The 15,697-nt window shown below is 69.5% G+C and carries 17 protein-coding genes; 8 read left to right on the top strand and 9 right to left on the bottom strand.

Translation table 11 applies throughout. The annotated features are described in order from the left end of the window. Positions 1 to 3 precede the first annotated feature (3 nt). From FB559_RS42880 to FB559_RS42890, 3 genes are all read right to left on the bottom strand, one after another. The gene (locus tag FB559_RS42880; protein ID WP_185792762.1) at positions 4 to 1,251 is read right to left on the bottom strand and encodes a cyanophycinase; all 1,248 of its coding nucleotides are present in this window, start codon (positions 1,249 to 1,251) and stop codon (positions 4 to 6) included. A 265-nt stretch (positions 1,252 to 1,516) separates the two neighbouring features. Beyond that, positions 1,517 to 2,539, bottom strand: a complete 1,023-nt coding sequence (locus FB559_RS42885) for a tyrosine-type recombinase/integrase (protein ID WP_141963884.1) — start codon at positions 2,537 to 2,539, stop codon at positions 1,517 to 1,519. Between the two features lie 60 nt (positions 2,540 to 2,599). Beyond that, positions 2,600 to 3,064, bottom strand: a complete 465-nt coding sequence (locus FB559_RS42890) for a MarR family winged helix-turn-helix transcriptional regulator (protein ID WP_141963886.1) — start codon at positions 3,062 to 3,064, stop codon at positions 2,600 to 2,602. A gap of 111 nt (positions 3,065 to 3,175) precedes the next feature. On the opposite strand from FB559_RS42890, the gene FB559_RS42895 reads away from it, so the two are divergent. Beyond that, positions 3,176 to 4,276 (top strand): epoxide hydrolase family protein, encoded by a 1,101-nt coding sequence (locus tag FB559_RS42895; RefSeq protein ID WP_141963888.1) that lies wholly within the window; start codon positions 3,176 to 3,178, stop codon positions 4,274 to 4,276. 462 nt (positions 4,277 to 4,738) lie between these two features. On the opposite strand, the gene FB559_RS42900 is transcribed toward FB559_RS42895, so the two are convergent. The 4 genes from FB559_RS42900 to FB559_RS42915 all read right to left on the bottom strand — a co-directional run bounded on the left by FB559_RS42900 (position 4,739) and on the right by FB559_RS42915 (position 8,402). Continuing rightward, complete coding sequence (locus tag FB559_RS42900; protein WP_141963890.1) at positions 4,739 to 5,359, bottom strand: hypothetical protein; 621 nt, start codon at positions 5,357 to 5,359, stop codon at positions 4,739 to 4,741. Positions 5,360 to 5,376: 17 nt separating this feature from the next. Beyond that, on the bottom strand, positions 5,377 to 6,105 hold the full coding sequence (locus FB559_RS42905; protein WP_141963891.1) for a hypothetical protein: 729 nt from the start codon (positions 6,103 to 6,105) through the stop codon (positions 5,377 to 5,379). A 139-nt stretch (positions 6,106 to 6,244) separates the two neighbouring features. Continuing rightward, positions 6,245 to 6,592 (bottom strand): DoxX family protein, encoded by a 348-nt coding sequence (locus FB559_RS42910; RefSeq protein ID WP_141963893.1) that lies wholly within the window; start codon positions 6,590 to 6,592, stop codon positions 6,245 to 6,247. Between the two features lie 160 nt (positions 6,593 to 6,752). Then, positions 6,753 to 8,402, bottom strand: coding sequence for an ABC-F family ATP-binding cassette domain-containing protein (locus FB559_RS42915; protein ID WP_141963895.1), 1,650 nt, complete (start codon positions 8,400 to 8,402; stop codon positions 6,753 to 6,755). A gap of 308 nt (positions 8,403 to 8,710) precedes the next feature. Here FB559_RS42915 and FB559_RS46990 point away from each other — a divergent pair, with 308 nt between their 5' ends. Beyond that, on the top strand, positions 8,711 to 8,911 hold the full coding sequence (locus FB559_RS46990; protein WP_425455138.1) for a VOC family protein: 201 nt from the start codon (positions 8,711 to 8,713) through the stop codon (positions 8,909 to 8,911). A 35-nt stretch (positions 8,912 to 8,946) separates the two neighbouring features. Here FB559_RS46990 and FB559_RS42925 read toward each other — a convergent pair whose 3' ends face one another. Further along, positions 8,947 to 9,636: a helix-turn-helix transcriptional regulator gene (locus tag FB559_RS42925; RefSeq protein ID WP_141963897.1), complete on the bottom strand. Its 690-nt coding sequence runs from the start codon at positions 9,634 to 9,636 to the stop codon at positions 8,947 to 8,949. Between the two features lie 140 nt (positions 9,637 to 9,776). On the opposite strand from FB559_RS42925, the gene folE reads away from it, so the two are divergent. Continuing rightward, positions 9,777 to 10,379 (top strand): GTP cyclohydrolase I FolE, encoded by a 603-nt coding sequence (gene folE, locus FB559_RS42930; protein ID WP_141963899.1) that lies wholly within the window; start codon positions 9,777 to 9,779, stop codon positions 10,377 to 10,379. Positions 10,380 to 10,493: 114 nt separating this feature from the next. After that, on the top strand, positions 10,494 to 10,943 hold the full coding sequence (locus tag FB559_RS42935) for an oxidoreductase C-terminal domain-containing protein (protein WP_246122934.1): 450 nt from the start codon (positions 10,494 to 10,496) through the stop codon (positions 10,941 to 10,943). Between the two features lie 5 nt (positions 10,944 to 10,948). Here FB559_RS42935 and FB559_RS42940 read toward each other — a convergent pair whose 3' ends face one another. Further along, on the bottom strand, positions 10,949 to 11,311 hold the full coding sequence (locus FB559_RS42940) for a DUF488 domain-containing protein (protein WP_141963903.1): 363 nt from the start codon (positions 11,309 to 11,311) through the stop codon (positions 10,949 to 10,951). A 98-nt stretch (positions 11,312 to 11,409) separates the two neighbouring features. Here FB559_RS42940 and FB559_RS42945 point away from each other — a divergent pair, with 98 nt between their 5' ends. Genes FB559_RS42945 through FB559_RS42960 form a run of 4 tightly spaced genes read left to right on the top strand, consistent with a single transcriptional unit; the run spans position 11,410 to position 15,687 of the window. Next, a complete protein-coding gene (locus tag FB559_RS42945; protein WP_141963904.1) occupies positions 11,410 to 12,462 on the top strand; it encodes an amidohydrolase family protein in 1,053 nt (350 codons plus the stop codon). A gap of 17 nt (positions 12,463 to 12,479) precedes the next feature. Further along, positions 12,480 to 13,736 carry an acyl-CoA dehydrogenase family protein gene (locus FB559_RS42950; protein WP_246122935.1) on the top strand — a complete coding sequence of 419 codons (1,257 nt, stop codon included), beginning with the start codon at positions 12,480 to 12,482 and terminating at the stop codon, positions 13,734 to 13,736. A gap of 14 nt (positions 13,737 to 13,750) precedes the next feature. Continuing rightward, a complete protein-coding gene (locus FB559_RS42955; protein WP_141963906.1) occupies positions 13,751 to 14,908 on the top strand; it encodes a CoA transferase in 1,158 nt (385 codons plus the stop codon). Continuing rightward, entirely contained in the window at positions 14,905 to 15,687 is a 783-nt protein-coding gene (locus tag FB559_RS42960) for an FAS1-like dehydratase domain-containing protein (RefSeq protein WP_141963908.1), read from the top strand. Before FB559_RS42955 ends, FB559_RS42960 begins: the two co-directional genes overlap by 4 nt. Positions 15,688 to 15,697: the final 10 nt, after the last annotated feature.

The following is a 15,697-nucleotide window of genomic DNA, read 5'->3' on the forward strand; positions in this document are numbered from 1 at the left end:
AATTCACGGCCGCCGCGCCGAGGAGTACATCGACACACTCAGACCGGCGAAGGCGACGGCATCGCCCGTCCCGTTGCCGTACGCCGCGAACCCGTCCCCCTTGCGCAGCTCCACCACGAACTCCGGGCTCGTCTCGTACGTCATGCCCAGCAGCAGCGCCGACCGCCCCGCACCCGCCAGATCCAACGCCGCACGGGTCAACCGGAACCCCTTATGGTCGGCCGCGGCCGAATCGAAGATGTCCTCGACGGGGGAGACCGCCGTACGGTCCGCGGGCGTCAGCGCAGGAGTACCGGAAGGCATCTCACTCGACCAGGCCGCCGGATGGTAGACGGCCCCAGCCGTGAGATAACTCCAGCGCACACCACTGATCGACCAGTACCCGCCGCGTGAACCCGACGTCGCCCCACGCAGGTCGATCACCGACACGCCATGCCGGCCCAGCACCCGCAGCGAGTCACCCGTCGCCTCCAGCGCCGTGTCCGGATCAAGACCGAACACCCGCTCGTGCCCCCTGTCCGAGGCCAGCCGCACCGCACGCCCCAGCCGACCGTTCGCGGAGAAATGCGTGTCGAGCAGCCCCGCGCCGAACAACCCGAACCCACCCGCCGGCAGATCCGCCAGCACCGTGTCATCGTCGAAGTACCCGTCATGGGTGCCATCCCGCAACGCCTGGTAGCTCGCCCCGCCCGTGACCATGTCACGACCCGCCTGGATCTGCGCGCCGGCGCTCGTCCCCACCACGACCGCACCCTGGTCGAACCTGGCACGGATCGCCGCCAGCACCCGGCTGTCGGTGTGCGCCGCACCATGCAGCAACGTCGCCACGAGCCGATACTGGTCACCGCCACCGAACACGAACCCCGTCATCGACGACACCTGCCGGACCACCGCGGCACTGTCCGCCGCCGCGACATGGTCCAGGTCCACCGGGATCCACCGCACACCACCCGCGCCGTACCTCTTGAGGATGTCGACGTAGAAACGGCCGTTGGTGACACTGTTCGCCGCCATCGGCGTACCGGCGTGCGGGTCCTGACTCGGCGGAAGCGACGCCGCGGTGATCACACCGATCCGCGCACGCGCCCCACCGGCCCGCCGGACGATCTCCTGATAGATCTCCTTGTTGCCGTCCGACAGCGCCCCGCCGATCATGATCATGGTGCCGCGCGAAGCCGGCTCGGCGTGCGCGGGCGTCAGCATCGTCGCCGCCAGAACCGTAGCCGCAGACACCATCGCGAGTCGTTTCATGAGGGGTCTCATCCGGAATGTGAGGCCGAAGCCGAGGATGCCATTGACGCGACCCTGCGGGCCGGGGTCCTTGCCGCCAGGAACGCGTATCCACCGGCCGCGACAGCATCGTCGTCGTCGCCGAACCGGATGAAGCCGATCAGAGTCAGCCTACCCGCACACCAGCGGCATCCTCGCAGGTCGCACCCCATGCGGCGACGCCCGCCACGGCCTCATCTCCAGCGCTTCGCGGTGCCCGCCGTCACACCCGGCACTCTGGGCGGCCTCACGGGGGAGGAGCATCGGCGAGCAGCGCGTCCAGCACCCCGTACGTCGGGCTGGAACTCGCCGTCAGCCGCAGCTCCCGCGCCGTGGACTCCACATAGTGCTGGCCCGTGGTGATCGAGGAGTGCCCGAGAAGCTCCTTCAGCTCGTGCGCCGACGCGCCGTTCTCCGCGAGCCGCGTCGCGAACTCATGCCGCAGCGTGTGCACCAGCGCCCCACGCGAGACCCGGTCGTGCACGCCGGCGAAGCGATAACACTGACCCACCAGATACTGCAGCCCACCACGGCGCAACGGCTCGTTACCCGTGTTGACCAGCAGGGGAGAGGTCAGGGGGAGCGTCGCCAGCCCGAAGCGCTCCATCCGCGACAGCAGGTACGCGTCGACGAGCCGCTCCAGCGGCACCTCCACCGGCACACTCCGCGTCTTACCGCCCTTACCGGTCAACTGGACCCGCCGGTCACCGGGGGAGCCACCGAACGAGCCCAGCGTCACCCCCAGCAACTCCGCCGACCTCGCCCCGGTGACCAAGGGAAACGCCAGGGCGACCAGATCACGCTCCACCCACGGGTCCCGCGCCTCACGCGCCCCCGCGGCGATCTTCTCCAGCAGGGTCTGCGCCGTCCCGTCACCCTGGAACGGCTTCGGTGCCTTCGACGGCGCCTTGGGATGGGGGACCGCCGCCATCGGGTTCCCCTCGACGAACTCCTCGGCCACCGCGAAGTTCATGAACCGGTTCCACGCCGACCACGCACGCAGAATGCTCGCCGCGGCATGGTCATCGGCGAACTCCGCGAACGCGGCCCGCAGGACACGGCCGGTCAGCCGGTCGACCCGCAGATCCGCCAGGGGCACACCACACGAACGCGCGGCGAGCTCACCGATGATGCGCAGGTCGCTGTCGTACCCGGAGACCGTGCCGGGGGCGGGCTTCGCCGGCCGGATCGAGAGGAAGAACTCCGCCTTGGCATCGGCGAACGACACCGGACGCTCGCCGGCGAACCCGCTACTGGAAGCACGCGTCATAAGAGCTCGGATTCTCCCAGTGATCACGACTCGGAGCCAGCCTGGCGGCCGCGCGCCACCTCACGACGACGCGGTCCGCCGGTTGTGGTGGTCCAGCAGCCTGGACAGCAGCCCGGTCAACCGCCGCCGCTCCTCGGGTGACAGCGGAGCCAGCAGTTCGTCCTGGGTCTCGGCCAGCCGCTTCTCCAGCCGCCGCAGCTGCCGCTTGCCCGCGGCGGTCAACGAGACGATGTTGCGCCGCCGATCGGAGGGGTCCGGGGCGCGCTCGACCAGGGCGCGATCGGCGAGCTCGTTGATCGTCGCGACCATGTCGCTGAGGTGGATGCCGCTACGGCGGCCCAGCGCGGCCTGGCTGGCCGGGCCGAGCTCCTCCAGCGTCGCCAGCAGGCGGTAGTGGTAGCCGCGGGCCTGGACGGACGAGAACCCGTCGGCCACCAGCCGGTGCGCGTGGTTGGCGGTCTGGGTGAGCAGCCAGCTGGGCAGGCTCTCCCAGCCGGCGGGCGTCTCCTCGGACGGGTTCTCCATGCGACAAGCCTAACTAATCGTTGGGAGCACTAATGATTACTTGCTATCGTTTGGGCAGTGAACGTTAAGGCTACTAACGTTTTTTGCACGAATTTCCGTGGAGACAGGACCATGATCAAGCCCTTCCGCGTCGACATCCCCCAGGCGGACCTCGACGACCTGACCGACCGGCTCTCCCGCACCCGCTGGCCCAACGAGGTCGCCGACGCCGGATGGGACTACGGCTTCCCGCTGGCACGCCTCGAGGAACTGGCCGAATACTGGCGCACCGGCTACGACTGGCGCGCGCACGAGGCCTCGCTCAACGAGCTTCCGCACTTCACCACCGAGATCGAGGGCCAGAACATCCACTTCGTCCACGTCCGGTCCTCGAACCCGGACGCGCTCGCACTGATCCTCACCCACGGGTGGCCCGGTTCGTTCCTGGAGTTCCTCGACGTGATCGAGCCGCTCTCACACGACTTCCACCTGGTGATCCCGTCGATCCCGGGTTACGGCTTCTCCGGGCCGACCCACGAGCGCGGCTGGGACGTCGTACGGATCGCGCGGGCCTGGGCCGAGCTGATGCGCCGTCTCGGGTACGAGCGCTACGGCGCGCAGGGCGGCGACTTCGGCTCGGGCATCTCCCTGGCGCTCGGTACGGTCGCACCCGGACAGGTCGCCGGGGTGCACATCAACTACCTGCCGACCCCGCCGGCCGCCGGCATCGAGCTGTCCGAAACGGACGAGGCCCGGCTGGACAAGATCAGGCGGCTGATGGCGAACCGTCCGCCGTACCAGACCCTGACGGCCCTCACCCCGCAGACCATCGGCTACGCACTGACCGACTCGCCGGTCGGCCAGCTGGTCTGGATCGCCGAGCGCTTCGCCCAGTGGACCGACCCTCGCACGCAGATCAGCGACGAGCGGATGCTCACCGACATCTCGCTGTACTGGCTGACCGCCACCGCGGCCTCCTCGGGACGGCTGCACCACGACACGCCACGGGGGAGTGAGCCGTGCCCGGTACCGGTCGGCGTGGCGGTCTTCCCCCACGACATCACGCAGTCGGTCCGACCGCTCGCCGAGCGCCTGTACGACATCAGGCACTGGTCGGAGTTCGAACGCGGCGGCCACTTCGCCGCGATGGAGGTGCCGGAGCTACTCGCCGAGGACGTCCGGGACTTCTTCCTCAATCACCTCAAGGAGGAGCCGCAAATCTTTCATGCATAATATAAATTATGCATGAAACGCAGGGTTGGGGCGGGCTGCCAAGCCGCAACCTGAGGTCGTGGAAACGTATCCAGCGTTGAGCGGCGGCGAGAGGAATGACCTCGCCGCCGGACGACCGATGCGTGAGGCACCGACGTACGATCTGGTCCGCGTACGTGGCGTTCGGCGTGATCGTCACTCTGAGTGCCATCCGGCTCGCGGACAGGATCTTCCAGGTGCTCTGCGAACGATCCGTTCCGCGTCGCCATCCGGTCTTTTCTGGGGCCCGCAGGCCCGCCTTTGCGCTTGACCTGCGGGATTGTCGCCGCGTGGCTCTCTCGCCGATGGGCACACAAGATCGAATACCGTACAGAAGAGGGATTCTGTCCGGTATAGACTTAGTTGTCCGATTAACGCTGTCGGTCGGCGCGCCAATGACAACCGCATCGCCCAGGCGATCACGGACAGACAGCGCCGTCGACATCACATGCTGATCGGTACCGGGAGGTCCTTGGCCACCCGATCAGCGCGGTCTTGGATGTCGCCGTCGCCGGTGACCGTGATTCTTCGGCGTTCCAGTGTCGAGCCACGCAGAACGTAGAGGGTGACGAGGTAAGCATTGCCCTGGGCTTCGGCCGTTGGCGGTGTTATGACGTCCCGCAACCGGCCGACCAGAGCGGCGACATCTTGCGGCCGGGGTGCGAGCGGGCCGGACGCCCATTCGATGTCGCCGACGCTGCCGAGGACGCGGCTGAACACGTGCATGGCGCGGGTCGTCTCGACGAACCAGTGCGCGACCGCGACGGCATCGACAGGCGAAGCGACACGGAGCCCGACGTCGTGCATCAGCGCCGTGAATGCTTCCGGTGATTCGGTGAGGTAGAAGACCTTCTCCCCCGTGACTCCGACATAGAAGCTGGTGTTCGGGTGAGGGAATGAATCGAATCGGACCACGTCCGCACCGCCCGGAAGCACGGCGGATGGACGCATGATCGCCGACGCTGGATTGATCGCCAGAAAGGCCTTGTCGGGGCGACCCTCCGCCTTCAGCGCATTACTTATCATCTCGCGCGTGCGACTGTCGCCGGTAATCATCGTTTCCACCCGTCATGGTCCGAAAACTAGCGCATCTGCCCGTGTTGACCGTACCAAGCATGGTAACTATCCCATCCCTCACCAAAATACTGAGGGTAGGGCGTCCCCGTGACCGAGCCTCGTATCTGCCCGCTGTGGTAGGCCGCGTGCACCGCGCCTTGGCCGCCCATCCGACCGGCGTAGTCCAGCTCGGCATAACTAAGAGGTCTGTGTTGGACTCGACCTGTGTACTCACTCCATCGGACTGCCTGCTCGTAGCCGTTTACGTAATGAGATTGGACGTTTGAAACAGGTACATCGATGTGGTTCTTTCGCATTTCAAAGGCGGCCCTGATCTCATTTACCGCAGCTTCGGTCTCTTCGTCCAGGTTTATATTGACGTAGTCGCTTCGATTATGGCGGGTCACGTCCGCCGTTCGACCTTCATGTGCCCACCGCGCGTGTGTGGCCTCGTGTACCACGCCGACTGCGGAGTTCCCATTTTTGACGTCGATGTACATCGTATTTTCCGCATGATTGTAGAGGGATCCACCCCCCTCCCTGAAGACCGTCTTCACACCGTACTTGTCGATCGTCTCTACGGCCTCGCGGCCGACGTTCCCAGCGAGCGACAACTCGCGGCTGACCTTGCGGGGAATCTTGGTGCTGACGATTCTCGACCCGGCCGCGCCGGCGACCTTGGATTCGGAGTTCCTGAAGAATGCTTTCGTTGCTCGGAAAATCCCCATTTCGGCAACGCGGCCGACGTTAGGCACGGATGACCCCGATCGTGTCCGACATCGCATGCATGCCCGTGCGACCCCCCCGAATGAACACCCATCAAACGCAACCCAGAACTTTACCTGCGACTCACTTATCAAGATCCCGGAACATCCGGTTACGGCGCGAGATGGCTCAGGCGGCGAAGCCCAGCGCCAGGGAGACGATCACCGGCGCCACGTACACCAGCGGGAACGGGACGTGGGAGAACCAGCGTGCCCTGAGCACGGTGACGACGGCTCCGGTGAAGTACAGCACCAGGCCGATCCCCGCCGCGACACCGATGAACGGCACGAACAGGCCGGCCACCAGGCCCGCCGCGCCCGCGGCCTTGGCCGTACCGAGCCAGACCCTCCAGGAGCCCGGGATTCCGTAGTCGACCAAGGGCTTGACGACCCACTCGGCGCCGGCGAAGACGCTGACGGCCGAGAAGCCCACCAGGGCGGCGGCCAGAAGGGTCACGACAACATGGGCGGTGGACATCAGAAGCGCTCCTCAAAATGCTGACACCCCGGCTCGGGCGAACCCGCGCCGGGGTGTCTTCAGCTCGTCACTTCCCTGACACCGCGTGGCGCGCGAGTGTGACAGGACGGCGGACGATTTCTTCAGAGCGCCCGCGGCGCCGGTCTCCCCCGCCAGGCCCTCACCCCTCGAGGAGTTCTCTGACCTCCTCCCCCGTGCTCTCCTGGAGTTCGTCGCCCAGCAGCAACCAGCGCGTGATGCCGACCGACTCCAGGAACGGCAGGTTGTGGCTCGCGATGATGAGCGCGCCCTCGTAGGACTCCAGGGCGCCCGTGAGCTGCTGGACGCTGGCGATGTCGAGGTTGTTGGTCGGCTCGTCCAGCATCAGCAGCTGCGGTGCCGGCTCGGCGAGCATCATCGCGGCGAGCGCCGCGCGGAAGCGCTCACCGCCGGACAGCGTGCCGACCGGCTGCTGTGCGCGTGCTCCCTTGAACAGGAAACGCGCGAGCTGGGAGCGAATGTGGTTGTCGGTCACTCCGGGTGCCTCGCGAGCGACGTTCGCGGTGACGCTCAGCTCGTCGTCCAGGACGTCGAGGCGCTGCGGCAGGAAACGCAGCGGGACGAACGTCGTGGCCTCCCCCGACCGCGGAGGCAGCTCCCCGGTGAGGGTGCGCAGGAGGGTCGTCTTGCCGGTTCCGTTGCGCCCGACGAGGGCGATCCGTTCCGGCCCGTGGACTTCGAGGTTCGCCTCGTGCGGCGTTCCGTACCGTGGCCGTACGTCGCGCAGCCGCAGGACGGTGCGGCCCGCGGGCACGGCGGTGTGGGGCAGGTCCACCCGGATCTCCTCGTCGTCGCGTACCGCGTCCGCGGCCTCCCCCAGCCGGTCGCGCGCCTCGCTCAGCCGGCTCTGCTGGAGCACGCGCAGCTTGTCGGCCGACTCCTGCGCGGAGCGCTTGCGCTCCCCCGCCACGATCCGGGGAGCCCGCCGCTGGGCGTCCATCTTCTTGCCGTGCCGCTGGCGCCGGGCGAGCTTGATCTGGGTCTCCTCCAGCTCGCGCTTCTGCCGGCGTACGTCCGCCTCCGCGTTGCGCAGCATCCGGCCGGCCGCGTCCTGTTCGGTCGCGAGGGCCTCCTCGTACGCGGACCAGCCGCCGCCGTACCAGCTCACCGAGCCCGGCCGGAGCTCCGCGATGCGGTCGACGCGTTCGAGCAGTTCACGGTCGTGACTCACCACGACCAGCACCCCGGAGTGCCAGGCGTCGACGGCCTCGTACAGTCTCCTGCGCGCGTACAGGTCGAGGTTGTTGGTGGGTTCGTCCAGGAGCAGGATGTCGGGGCGTTCGAGCAGGAGGGCGGCCAGGCGCAGCAGCACCGTCTCTCCCCCGGACAGCTCCCCCACGGTGCGGTCCAGTTCGACCCCGTCGAGGCCGAGGGAGCCGAGCGTCGCCAGGGCGCGTTCCTCGACGTCCCAGTCCTCCCCTATCGTCTCGAAGTTCTCCTCGCGTACGTCGCCGTCCTCGATCGCGCGCAGCGCGGCGCGCCGCTCGGCGATCCCCAGTGCCTGGTCGACGCGGAGGTCCGTGTCGAGGGTGATGGTCTGCGGGAGGTACGCGAGGCTGCCGTGTGCGGTCACCGAGCCCGCCGACGGGCTCAACCGGCCCGCGAGCAGGCGCAGCAGTGTGGACTTTCCGGCACCGTTGGAGCCGATCAGGCCGGTGCGCTCCCGGCCGAAGCTGACGGCGAGTCCGTCGAAGACGGAGGTGCCGTCCGGCCAGTCGAAGCGGAGAGCGGAACAGGCCAGGGAGACGGGAGATGCGGTGTGGGTGCTCATGATGGTCCTCGCGATCGCGGGCGCGGTGGTTCGGGCGGCGTAGGCGAACACCACGCGGCGACCGGATCGTGAGGAAGAGGGGGTGTCGCGCGTTCGGACGGAGTGCCGGACGGCTCGTGCACCGAGGTCGCTTCCACGCGGGGTCACGGGCGGCTGGGACAGCCGCTGCGGCGTGACCGGCGTACGGCGAGAGCCGTACAGCGCGGTGATCGCGGACCTCAGATGCGCAACGTCCACCTCTATCGTCGACAACAGAGCCATCGCCAACCCTAGGCAGCCGTCGGCCGGCGGGCAAACCCCTTTTCGAGGTGTCGGAACTGGTCGCGCGTCTTCAGACTCTCGGTGCGACGCCCGCCGACGTAGGTCAGGGCAGAGTGCCGTGGACGGTCCTGGCCGACCCGGAGGGCAACGATGCCCTCACACCGCGGTGCCCTGGACCGTTGCGGAGGGTTTTTCTATTTCTGCTGGTTGACAATTTCATCAACCAGCAGGCGACCTTTACGCTGTAAGGCTCGTACTTATACGAGTGGCGCTCGTGGCGGGGTCAGGTGCCGAGTTCGACGCAGCACGCGCCGGGGCGAGGGGCGAGGGTGGCGTGCACGGTGTCGGCGTCCAGGCCGGTCAGCAGGCCGGCGAGGAAGGCGTGGTTGATGGCGCAGACGAGGTCGGGGGCCTTGGCTGCGAGGGGGTGGAAGGGGCAGTTGCGCAGGCGCAGCAGGGCCGGCGTCGCGCGCGTGGGTTCGAAGCCGTGGCGTCCGAGGATCTCCCCGGCGCGGGTGAGAGCGCGTTCAGTGCCGAGACGGCCGGGCCGGGTGCGGTCGCGTTCGGCCTCACCCAGGGCGCGGCCGCGGTCGGTGGCGACGCGGAGTGCGGCCTGGCGGGCGTTCTCGTCGTCGGTCTCGCTCAGTACGGCGTCGATGAGGATGTCGGCGAGGATGCCGTGTTCGCGCTGCGGGATGCTCACGTGGACGTCGACGTCGCTGGGTTCGTAGACCTTGGGTGCGCGGCCCACTCTGCGGACGCCGGGCGGGTTGGCGTAGTCGGCGGTCAGCAGTCCGGCCGCGACGAGTTTGTCGAGGTGGAACGCTGCCAGTTTCCGTGAGATGCCGACGCTGGCGGCGGCCTCGTCCCGCGTGACGGGCCGGCCGCTGCGGCGGATGAAGTCGTACATGTTCCTGCGCAGGTCATCACCGAGTGCGGCGACTGTTGTGATGGCTGCGGCGTCGGAGGTCATCTCCCCACAGTAACGCGTAAGTTCGCGGGTGAAAACAGCACGTTTGCCTGCTACGTTGACTCCCATCACCAATAAGACTAAATCTTGTTGGCGAAACTGAGCCGATCACATGTCGGCGTGTCTTCAACGAGGGAAGGGAGATGCCGGTGCGATCCACTCCGGCATTGCGGGTCGTCGGGACGGACGGCGGCATCGATCTCGTGGAGGCCGAACGCGCCGCCGGTGAGTTCCTGCGGGCCCTGGGCGTCTCCACCGAGTCCGAGAGCGTGCGCGGTACGCCGGGACGGATGGCACGCGCGTACGCCGAGCTGTTCAGCCCCCGCGCGTTCGACCTGACCACCTTCCCCAACGACGAGGGCTATGACGAGCTCGTGCTGGCCCGCGACATCCCGCTGCGCTCGGTGTGCGAGCACCATCTGCTGCCGTTCGTCGGGACCATCCACATCGGCTACCTGCCGGCCGAGCGCATCTTGGGGCTCTCGAAGCTGGCCCGGGTCGCCGAGCACTTCTCCTACCGGCCCCAGGTGCAGGAACGGCTCACGAAGCAGATCGCGGACTGGCTGGCCGAGCAGCTGGCCCCGCGGGGCGTCGGTGTGGTCGTCGAGGCCGAGCACACCTGCATGACCCTGCGTGGGGTCCAGGCCACCGGATCCCGGACCGTGACCTCCACGCTGCTCGGCACGCTGCGCGAGGATCCGCGTTCACGCGCTGAGTTCTTCGCCCTCACCGGTGTCGGGCCGTGAACGCCCCGCGCCCCGCGGTTTCCCGACCTGGAAGAGGAGATCCACCATGGCACCCACTGCGACGTTCGTGAGACCCGGCTGGCCGCCACGGCCGGGCTGAGCATCGAGGACGGTGTGGTCGTCGATGCGACCCTGGCCACCAGCGATCCGGCCATCTGCGCCGTCGGTGACATCGCCCGCGCCGCCCATCCGGTGCTGGGCACGCGTGTACGGGTCGAGCACTGGGCCAACGCCCTAAACCAGCCGGCCACCGCGGCGGCGACGATGCTCGGCGACCATGCGACCTATGACCGGCTGCCGTACTTCTTCACCGACCAGTACGACCTGGGCATGGAGTACACCGGGCACGTGGTCCCGGGCGGCTACGACCGCGTCGTCTTCCGCGGTGACCTGGACGCGCGGGAGTTCGTCGCGTTCTGGTGCCGGCAGGACCGTGTGCTGGCCGGCATGAACGTCAACGTCTGGGACGTCGCCGACCAGGTCAAGGCGCTGATCGGCTCGGGACGGGCCATCGACCCGCGGAGGCCGGCCGACCCCGACCAGCCCCTCGACGGGCTCGGCTGAGGGAGTCAGGCGTCCCGGTTGAGCAGCTCCGCGAGTACGGCGGCCTGGCTGTGCGGCACGTCCTTGGTCGCGGTCACCAGCACGACCGGGCGTTCGGTGGCGAGGTCGCGTAGCCGCCGCAGTGCTTCGGCCGCGGGTGGTCCGGTCAGTTCGGCCTCGTAGCGGCGGGCGAACTCCTCGAACTTGGCGGGGTCGTGGCCGTACCAGTGGCGTAGCTCCGTCGAGGGCGCCACGTCCTTCAGCCACAGGTCCAGGTGCGCCGCCTCCTTGGAGACTCCGCGCGGCCAGACGCGGTCGACCAGCACCCGTGTCACGCCGCTCGTCGTGGCGTCCTCGTAGACGCGCACGACCGTCACCGCGTCGCTCATGGCCCCTCCCCCGGTATCGCGGCATCGTTGTCGGTGCCGCGCGCCATACTTCCAGCATGGAACCTCGCGTCTCGATGATCACTTGAGGAGGCGGCGGCATGTCTTCGTGGCGCGTGCGCGGGATCCTGCTCCCCTGCGGTGACCCCGTCGACGGTTCGGTCACGGCGGAGGGTCACTGGGCGTCCGCTCCGGCGGTGGACGCCGAGCCGCTTCCCGGTGGTTTCGTGCTGGCCGGTCTGGTGGACGCGCACTGTCATCTCAGTGTCGGGCCCGGGCCGGTCGCGCTGGGCCTGGAGGAGGCGCGGGCGAATCTCGCCGCGCTCGCCGCGACGGGTGTCACGGTGGTCCGTGACACGGGCAGTCCCAGGAGCGTCACGCTGGGCCTTGTGGCGGACGGTGAGGGTGCCCGGCTGATGGCCTGCGGCCGGTTCCTGGCGCCCGCGGGGCAATACTTTCCCGCCCTGCACGATCCGGTGCCGGCCGAGGCGCTGGTCGAGGCGGCCCTCGCGGAGGTTGGGGCGGGTGCGAGCTGGGTGAAGCTCGTCGCGGACTTCCCGCGGCTGGACCGTGCCGGGTCGCGTGAGCATCTGCCGACGTACCCGATCCCGGTCATCGCCGAGCTCGTCGCCGCCGTGCACCAGGCCGGCGCACGGGTGGCCGCGCACACGACCACCGCGTACGCGAAGCAGCTGGTCGCCGCGGGCATTGACTCGGTCGAGCACGGTGACGGTCTGGACGAGGACGACCTGGCCGCGCTGGCGGGGCGGGGCGGCGCGTGGACGCCGACGCTGTGCGCCACGATCGGCCCGCGCCCCGACGAGGACGACGAGCGGCGTGAGCGCCGGTTGCGGCGCCGTGAACGCCTGCGGCGGCTGCTTGTCGTCGCGGACCGTCTCGGCGTGACGATCCTGGCGGGTTCCGACATCGTCGGGACGATCCCGCGTGAGGTCGCGCTGCTGACCGAGCTCGGGCTCTCCCCGCAGGCCGCGCTCGCCGCGGCCGGCACGGCGGCGCGGTCCTTCCTGGGCGTCGGTGGCCTGGCCGACGGCAGGCCGGCCGATCTGGTCACCTACCATCACGATCCGCGTACCGACCCCGAGACGCTCGCCCGGCCGGCCGCCGTCGTGGCCGGAGGCCTGCGGATCCGCTGACGGGAGGCCGGTCTCGCGTGCCGGTGCCGTACGGGGACAATGGGCTGGCCGCCGACCTGATCGGAGTGCCCATGGCCCGCCTCGCCCAGACGTCCGGCCTGACCGACGTGCAGCAGGAGATCCTGTCGACCGTCCGGCGCTTCGTGGACAAGGAGATCATCCCGTACGCCCAGGAGCTCGAGCACGCCGACGCCTACCCCGAGCGGATCGTCGCGGCCATGGCCGAGATGGGATTGTTCGGGCTGGTGATCCCTGAGGAGTACGGCGGGCTCGGCGAGTCGCTGCTGACGTACGCGCTGGTGGTGGAGCAGATCTCGCGCGGCTGGATGAGCGTGTCGGGGGTCATCAACACCCATTTCATCGTCGCGTACCTGCTGATGCGGCACGGCACCCCCGAGCAGCGGACCCGGCTCCTGCCGCGGATGGCGGCCGGTGAGCTGAAGGGCGCGTTCTCGATGTCGGAGCCGGATGCCGGGTCCGACGTCGCGGCCATCACGACGAGGGCCACCGCCGGTCCGGACGGCGGGTTCGTGGTCAACGGCCGGAAGATGTGGCTGACCAACGGCGCTCGCTCGGGGATCGTGGCGACTCTCGTACGCGACGGGCTCGGCGCGGACGGCCCGCACCGGAACATGACGGCGTTCCTGCTGGAGAAGGAGCCGGGGTTCGGGCAGACCCGGCCGGGCCTGACGATCCCCGGCAAGCTGGAGAAGATGGGCTACCGGGGCATCGAGACGACCGAGATGCTCCTGGACGACGTCGCCGTCTCGGCCGATGAGGTCCTGGGCGGGCCCGCCGGGCGCGGGCACGGCTTCCACCAGATGATGGACGGCATCGAGGTCGGGCGTGTCAACGTCGCGGCCCGCGCCTGCGGCATCGCGCTGCGGGCGTTCGAGCTGGCGATCGCGTACGCGCAGCAGCGTTCGGCGTCGGGCAGGCCGATCGCGGGTCACCAGGCCATCGGTTTCAAGCTCGCCGAGATGGCCACCAAGGTGGAGGCCGCGCACCTGATGACGGTGAACGCGGCGCGGCTGAAGGACACCGGGGCGCGCGGTGACGTGGAGGCCGGCATGGCCAAGCTCCTGGCGTCGGAGTACTGCATGGAGGTCACCCAGGACGCGTTCCGCATCCACGGCGGGTACGGCTACTCCAAGGAGGCCGAGATCGAACGCCTCATGCGCGAGGCCCCGTTCCTGCTCATCGGCGAGGGCACCTCCGAGATCCAGAAGACCATCATCAGCCGTGGCCTGCTGCGCGAGTACAAGGCCACATGAGCCGGAAGGACACCATGGTGGAAGCCGCCGGGCTGCTGGAGGGCCTGCGGGTGGTGGAGGTCTCCAGTTTCGTCGCGGCGCCGCTCGGCGGGATGACGCTCGCCCAGCTCGGCGCCGAGGTGATCCGCGTCGACCCGCCGGGCGGCGGACCCGACATCGGGCGGTGGCCGGTCGCGGAGTCGGGCACCTCCATGTACTGGGCCGGGCTGAACAAGGGCAAGCGGTCGGTGACCGCCGACCTGCGCTCCCCCGAGGGGCAGCGGCGGATCGCCGACCTGGTCACCGAGGCCGGTGAGGGCCGCGGGATCCTGCTGACGAACGCGGCGCGGCCGTTCCTGGACGACGACGTGCTCCGTGCCCGGCGTCCCGACCTGATCCATCTGCGGATCAGGGGAGGAAACGACGGCGCTCCGGCGGTCGACTACACCGTGAACGCCGGGACCGGGTTCCCGATGGTGACCGGACCGCCGGGCCACGACGGGCCGGTCAACCACGTGCTGCCGGCCTGGGACATCGCGTGCGGCCTGTACGCGGCGCTGGGCATCGCCGCCGCCGAACGGCGGCGCGGCCGTACCGGCGAGGGCTGCTTCCTGCGGATCGCGCTGCGGGACGTGGCGCTGGCCATGGCGGGCAACCTCGGGTTCCTCGCCGAGGCCCAGGCCGGCATCGCCCGCGAGCGCGTCGGCAACCACCTGTACGGGACGTTCGGGCGCGACTTCACCTGCCGGGACGGCGAACGGGTGATGGTGGTCGCGTTGACACCACGGCACTGGAACGACCTCGTGGCCGTCACCGGGATGACCGCGGCCGTAGGGGCGCTGGAGGACGGCCTGGGCGCCGACTTCGGCCACGACGCCGACCGGTACACCTACCGGGAGGCCCTCGCTGCGCTGTTCGGCCGCTGGTTCGGGGAGCACACCATCGGTGAGGTCACCGCCGCGCTGGCCGGCACGGCGGTGCTGTGGGAGCGGTACCGGACCTTCACCGACCTGGTCGCCGACCCGGGCCTGCGCGCGAACCCGCTGATGACCACGGTCGACCAGCCCGGTGTCGGCCCCTACCTGGCGCCGGGCTCGCCGCTGTCGGTCGACGGGTGGACGCCGCCGGCGGTGCCCGCGCCGTCGCTGGGCGAACACACCGGCGAGGTCTGGCCCGAGGAGGCCACGTCATGATCGAGCGCACCGAGACGCTCGTGCCCGGCCCCGCGCAGGGGCTGGCCGGGCTCCTGGACACCGACGTCGCCGGGACGCTGCCGCTGATGTGGCACTGGGTGTACCTCCTGGAGCGGCCCTCCCCCGCCGCGCTGGGGACCGACGGTCATCCGGCCGGCGGGATCCCGGCACCGCCCGGCGAGGGGATGCGGCGGATGTTCGCCGGCGGGCAGGTCACCGCGCACCGGCCGCTGCACCTCGGCCGGGAGGCGACGCGGCGTACCGAGGTCACCGGGCGCAGTGACAAGCAGGGACGTTCGGGTCCGCTCAGCTTCGTGACCGTCCAGCACACGATCATCCAGGACGGTCACACCGCGGTCGTGGACCGCCAGGACATCGTCTACCTCCCCGACCGGCCGCATGCGGCACCGCCCGCCGGCGCCACCGGCGCTGTGGCGGAGCCCGCGGCGTACCAGCCGGGGGCGCCGTCCACGCGGACGCTGTTCCAGTTCTCCGCGCTGACCTACAACGCGCACCGCATCCACTACGACGGTGACTACGCGCGTGACGCGGAGGGCTACCCCGGCCTGGTGGTGCACGGGCCGCTGCAGGCGCTCTACCTCGCCGAGGCGGCGCGCCGCCGGTGTCTGGCGGCGGGCGACCCGGTGCCGTCCTCCTGCCGCTACCGCCTGCTCGCGCCGCTGTTCCTCGGCGAGCCGCTGCGTCTGTCGCTCACCGCCCTCGGGCACGCCGAGGTCCGAAGCGGTGACCGGGTGACCGCGGTCGCGGACTTCTCGTGACCGTGGTTCT

It is taken from the genome of Actinoallomurus bryophytorum (assembly GCF_006716425.1).
GTDB classification, from domain to species: Bacteria; Actinomycetota; Actinomycetes; order Streptosporangiales; family Streptosporangiaceae; genus Actinoallomurus; species Actinoallomurus bryophytorum.

Bases quoted from the DNA above. Each gene is read 5' to 3' on its own strand.
- FB559_RS42940 (WP_141963903.1), bottom strand. From the start codon at position 11,311: ATGAGCGACGCGGTGACGGTCGTGCGCGTCTACGAGGACGCCACGACG.
- FB559_RS42880 (WP_185792762.1), bottom strand. From the start codon at position 1,251: ATGAAACGACTCGCGATGGTGTCTGCGGCTACGGTTCTGGCGGCGACG.
- FB559_RS42925 (WP_141963897.1), bottom strand. From the start codon at position 9,636: ATGACCTCCGACGCCGCAGCCATCACAACAGTCGCCGCACTCGGTGAT.
- FB559_RS42915 (WP_141963895.1), bottom strand. From the start codon at position 8,402: ATGAGCACCCACACCGCATCTCCCGTCTCCCTGGCCTGTTCCGCTCTC.
- FB559_RS42945 (WP_141963904.1), top strand. From the start codon at position 11,410: ATGTCTTCGTGGCGCGTGCGCGGGATCCTGCTCCCCTGCGGTGACCCC.
- FB559_RS42890 (WP_141963886.1), bottom strand. From the start codon at position 3,064: ATGGAGAACCCGTCCGAGGAGACGCCCGCCGGCTGGGAGAGCCTGCCC.
- folE (WP_141963899.1), top strand. From the start codon at position 9,777: ATGCCGGTGCGATCCACTCCGGCATTGCGGGTCGTCGGGACGGACGGC.
- FB559_RS42955 (WP_141963906.1), top strand. From the start codon at position 13,751: ATGGTGGAAGCCGCCGGGCTGCTGGAGGGCCTGCGGGTGGTGGAGGTC.
- FB559_RS42960 (WP_141963908.1), top strand. From the start codon at position 14,905: ATGATCGAGCGCACCGAGACGCTCGTGCCCGGCCCCGCGCAGGGGCTG.
- FB559_RS42910 (WP_141963893.1), bottom strand. From the start codon at position 6,592: ATGTCCACCGCCCATGTTGTCGTGACCCTTCTGGCCGCCGCCCTGGTG.
- FB559_RS42895 (WP_141963888.1), top strand. From the start codon at position 3,176: ATGATCAAGCCCTTCCGCGTCGACATCCCCCAGGCGGACCTCGACGAC.
- FB559_RS42885 (WP_141963884.1), bottom strand. From the start codon at position 2,539: ATGACGCGTGCTTCCAGTAGCGGGTTCGCCGGCGAGCGTCCGGTGTCG.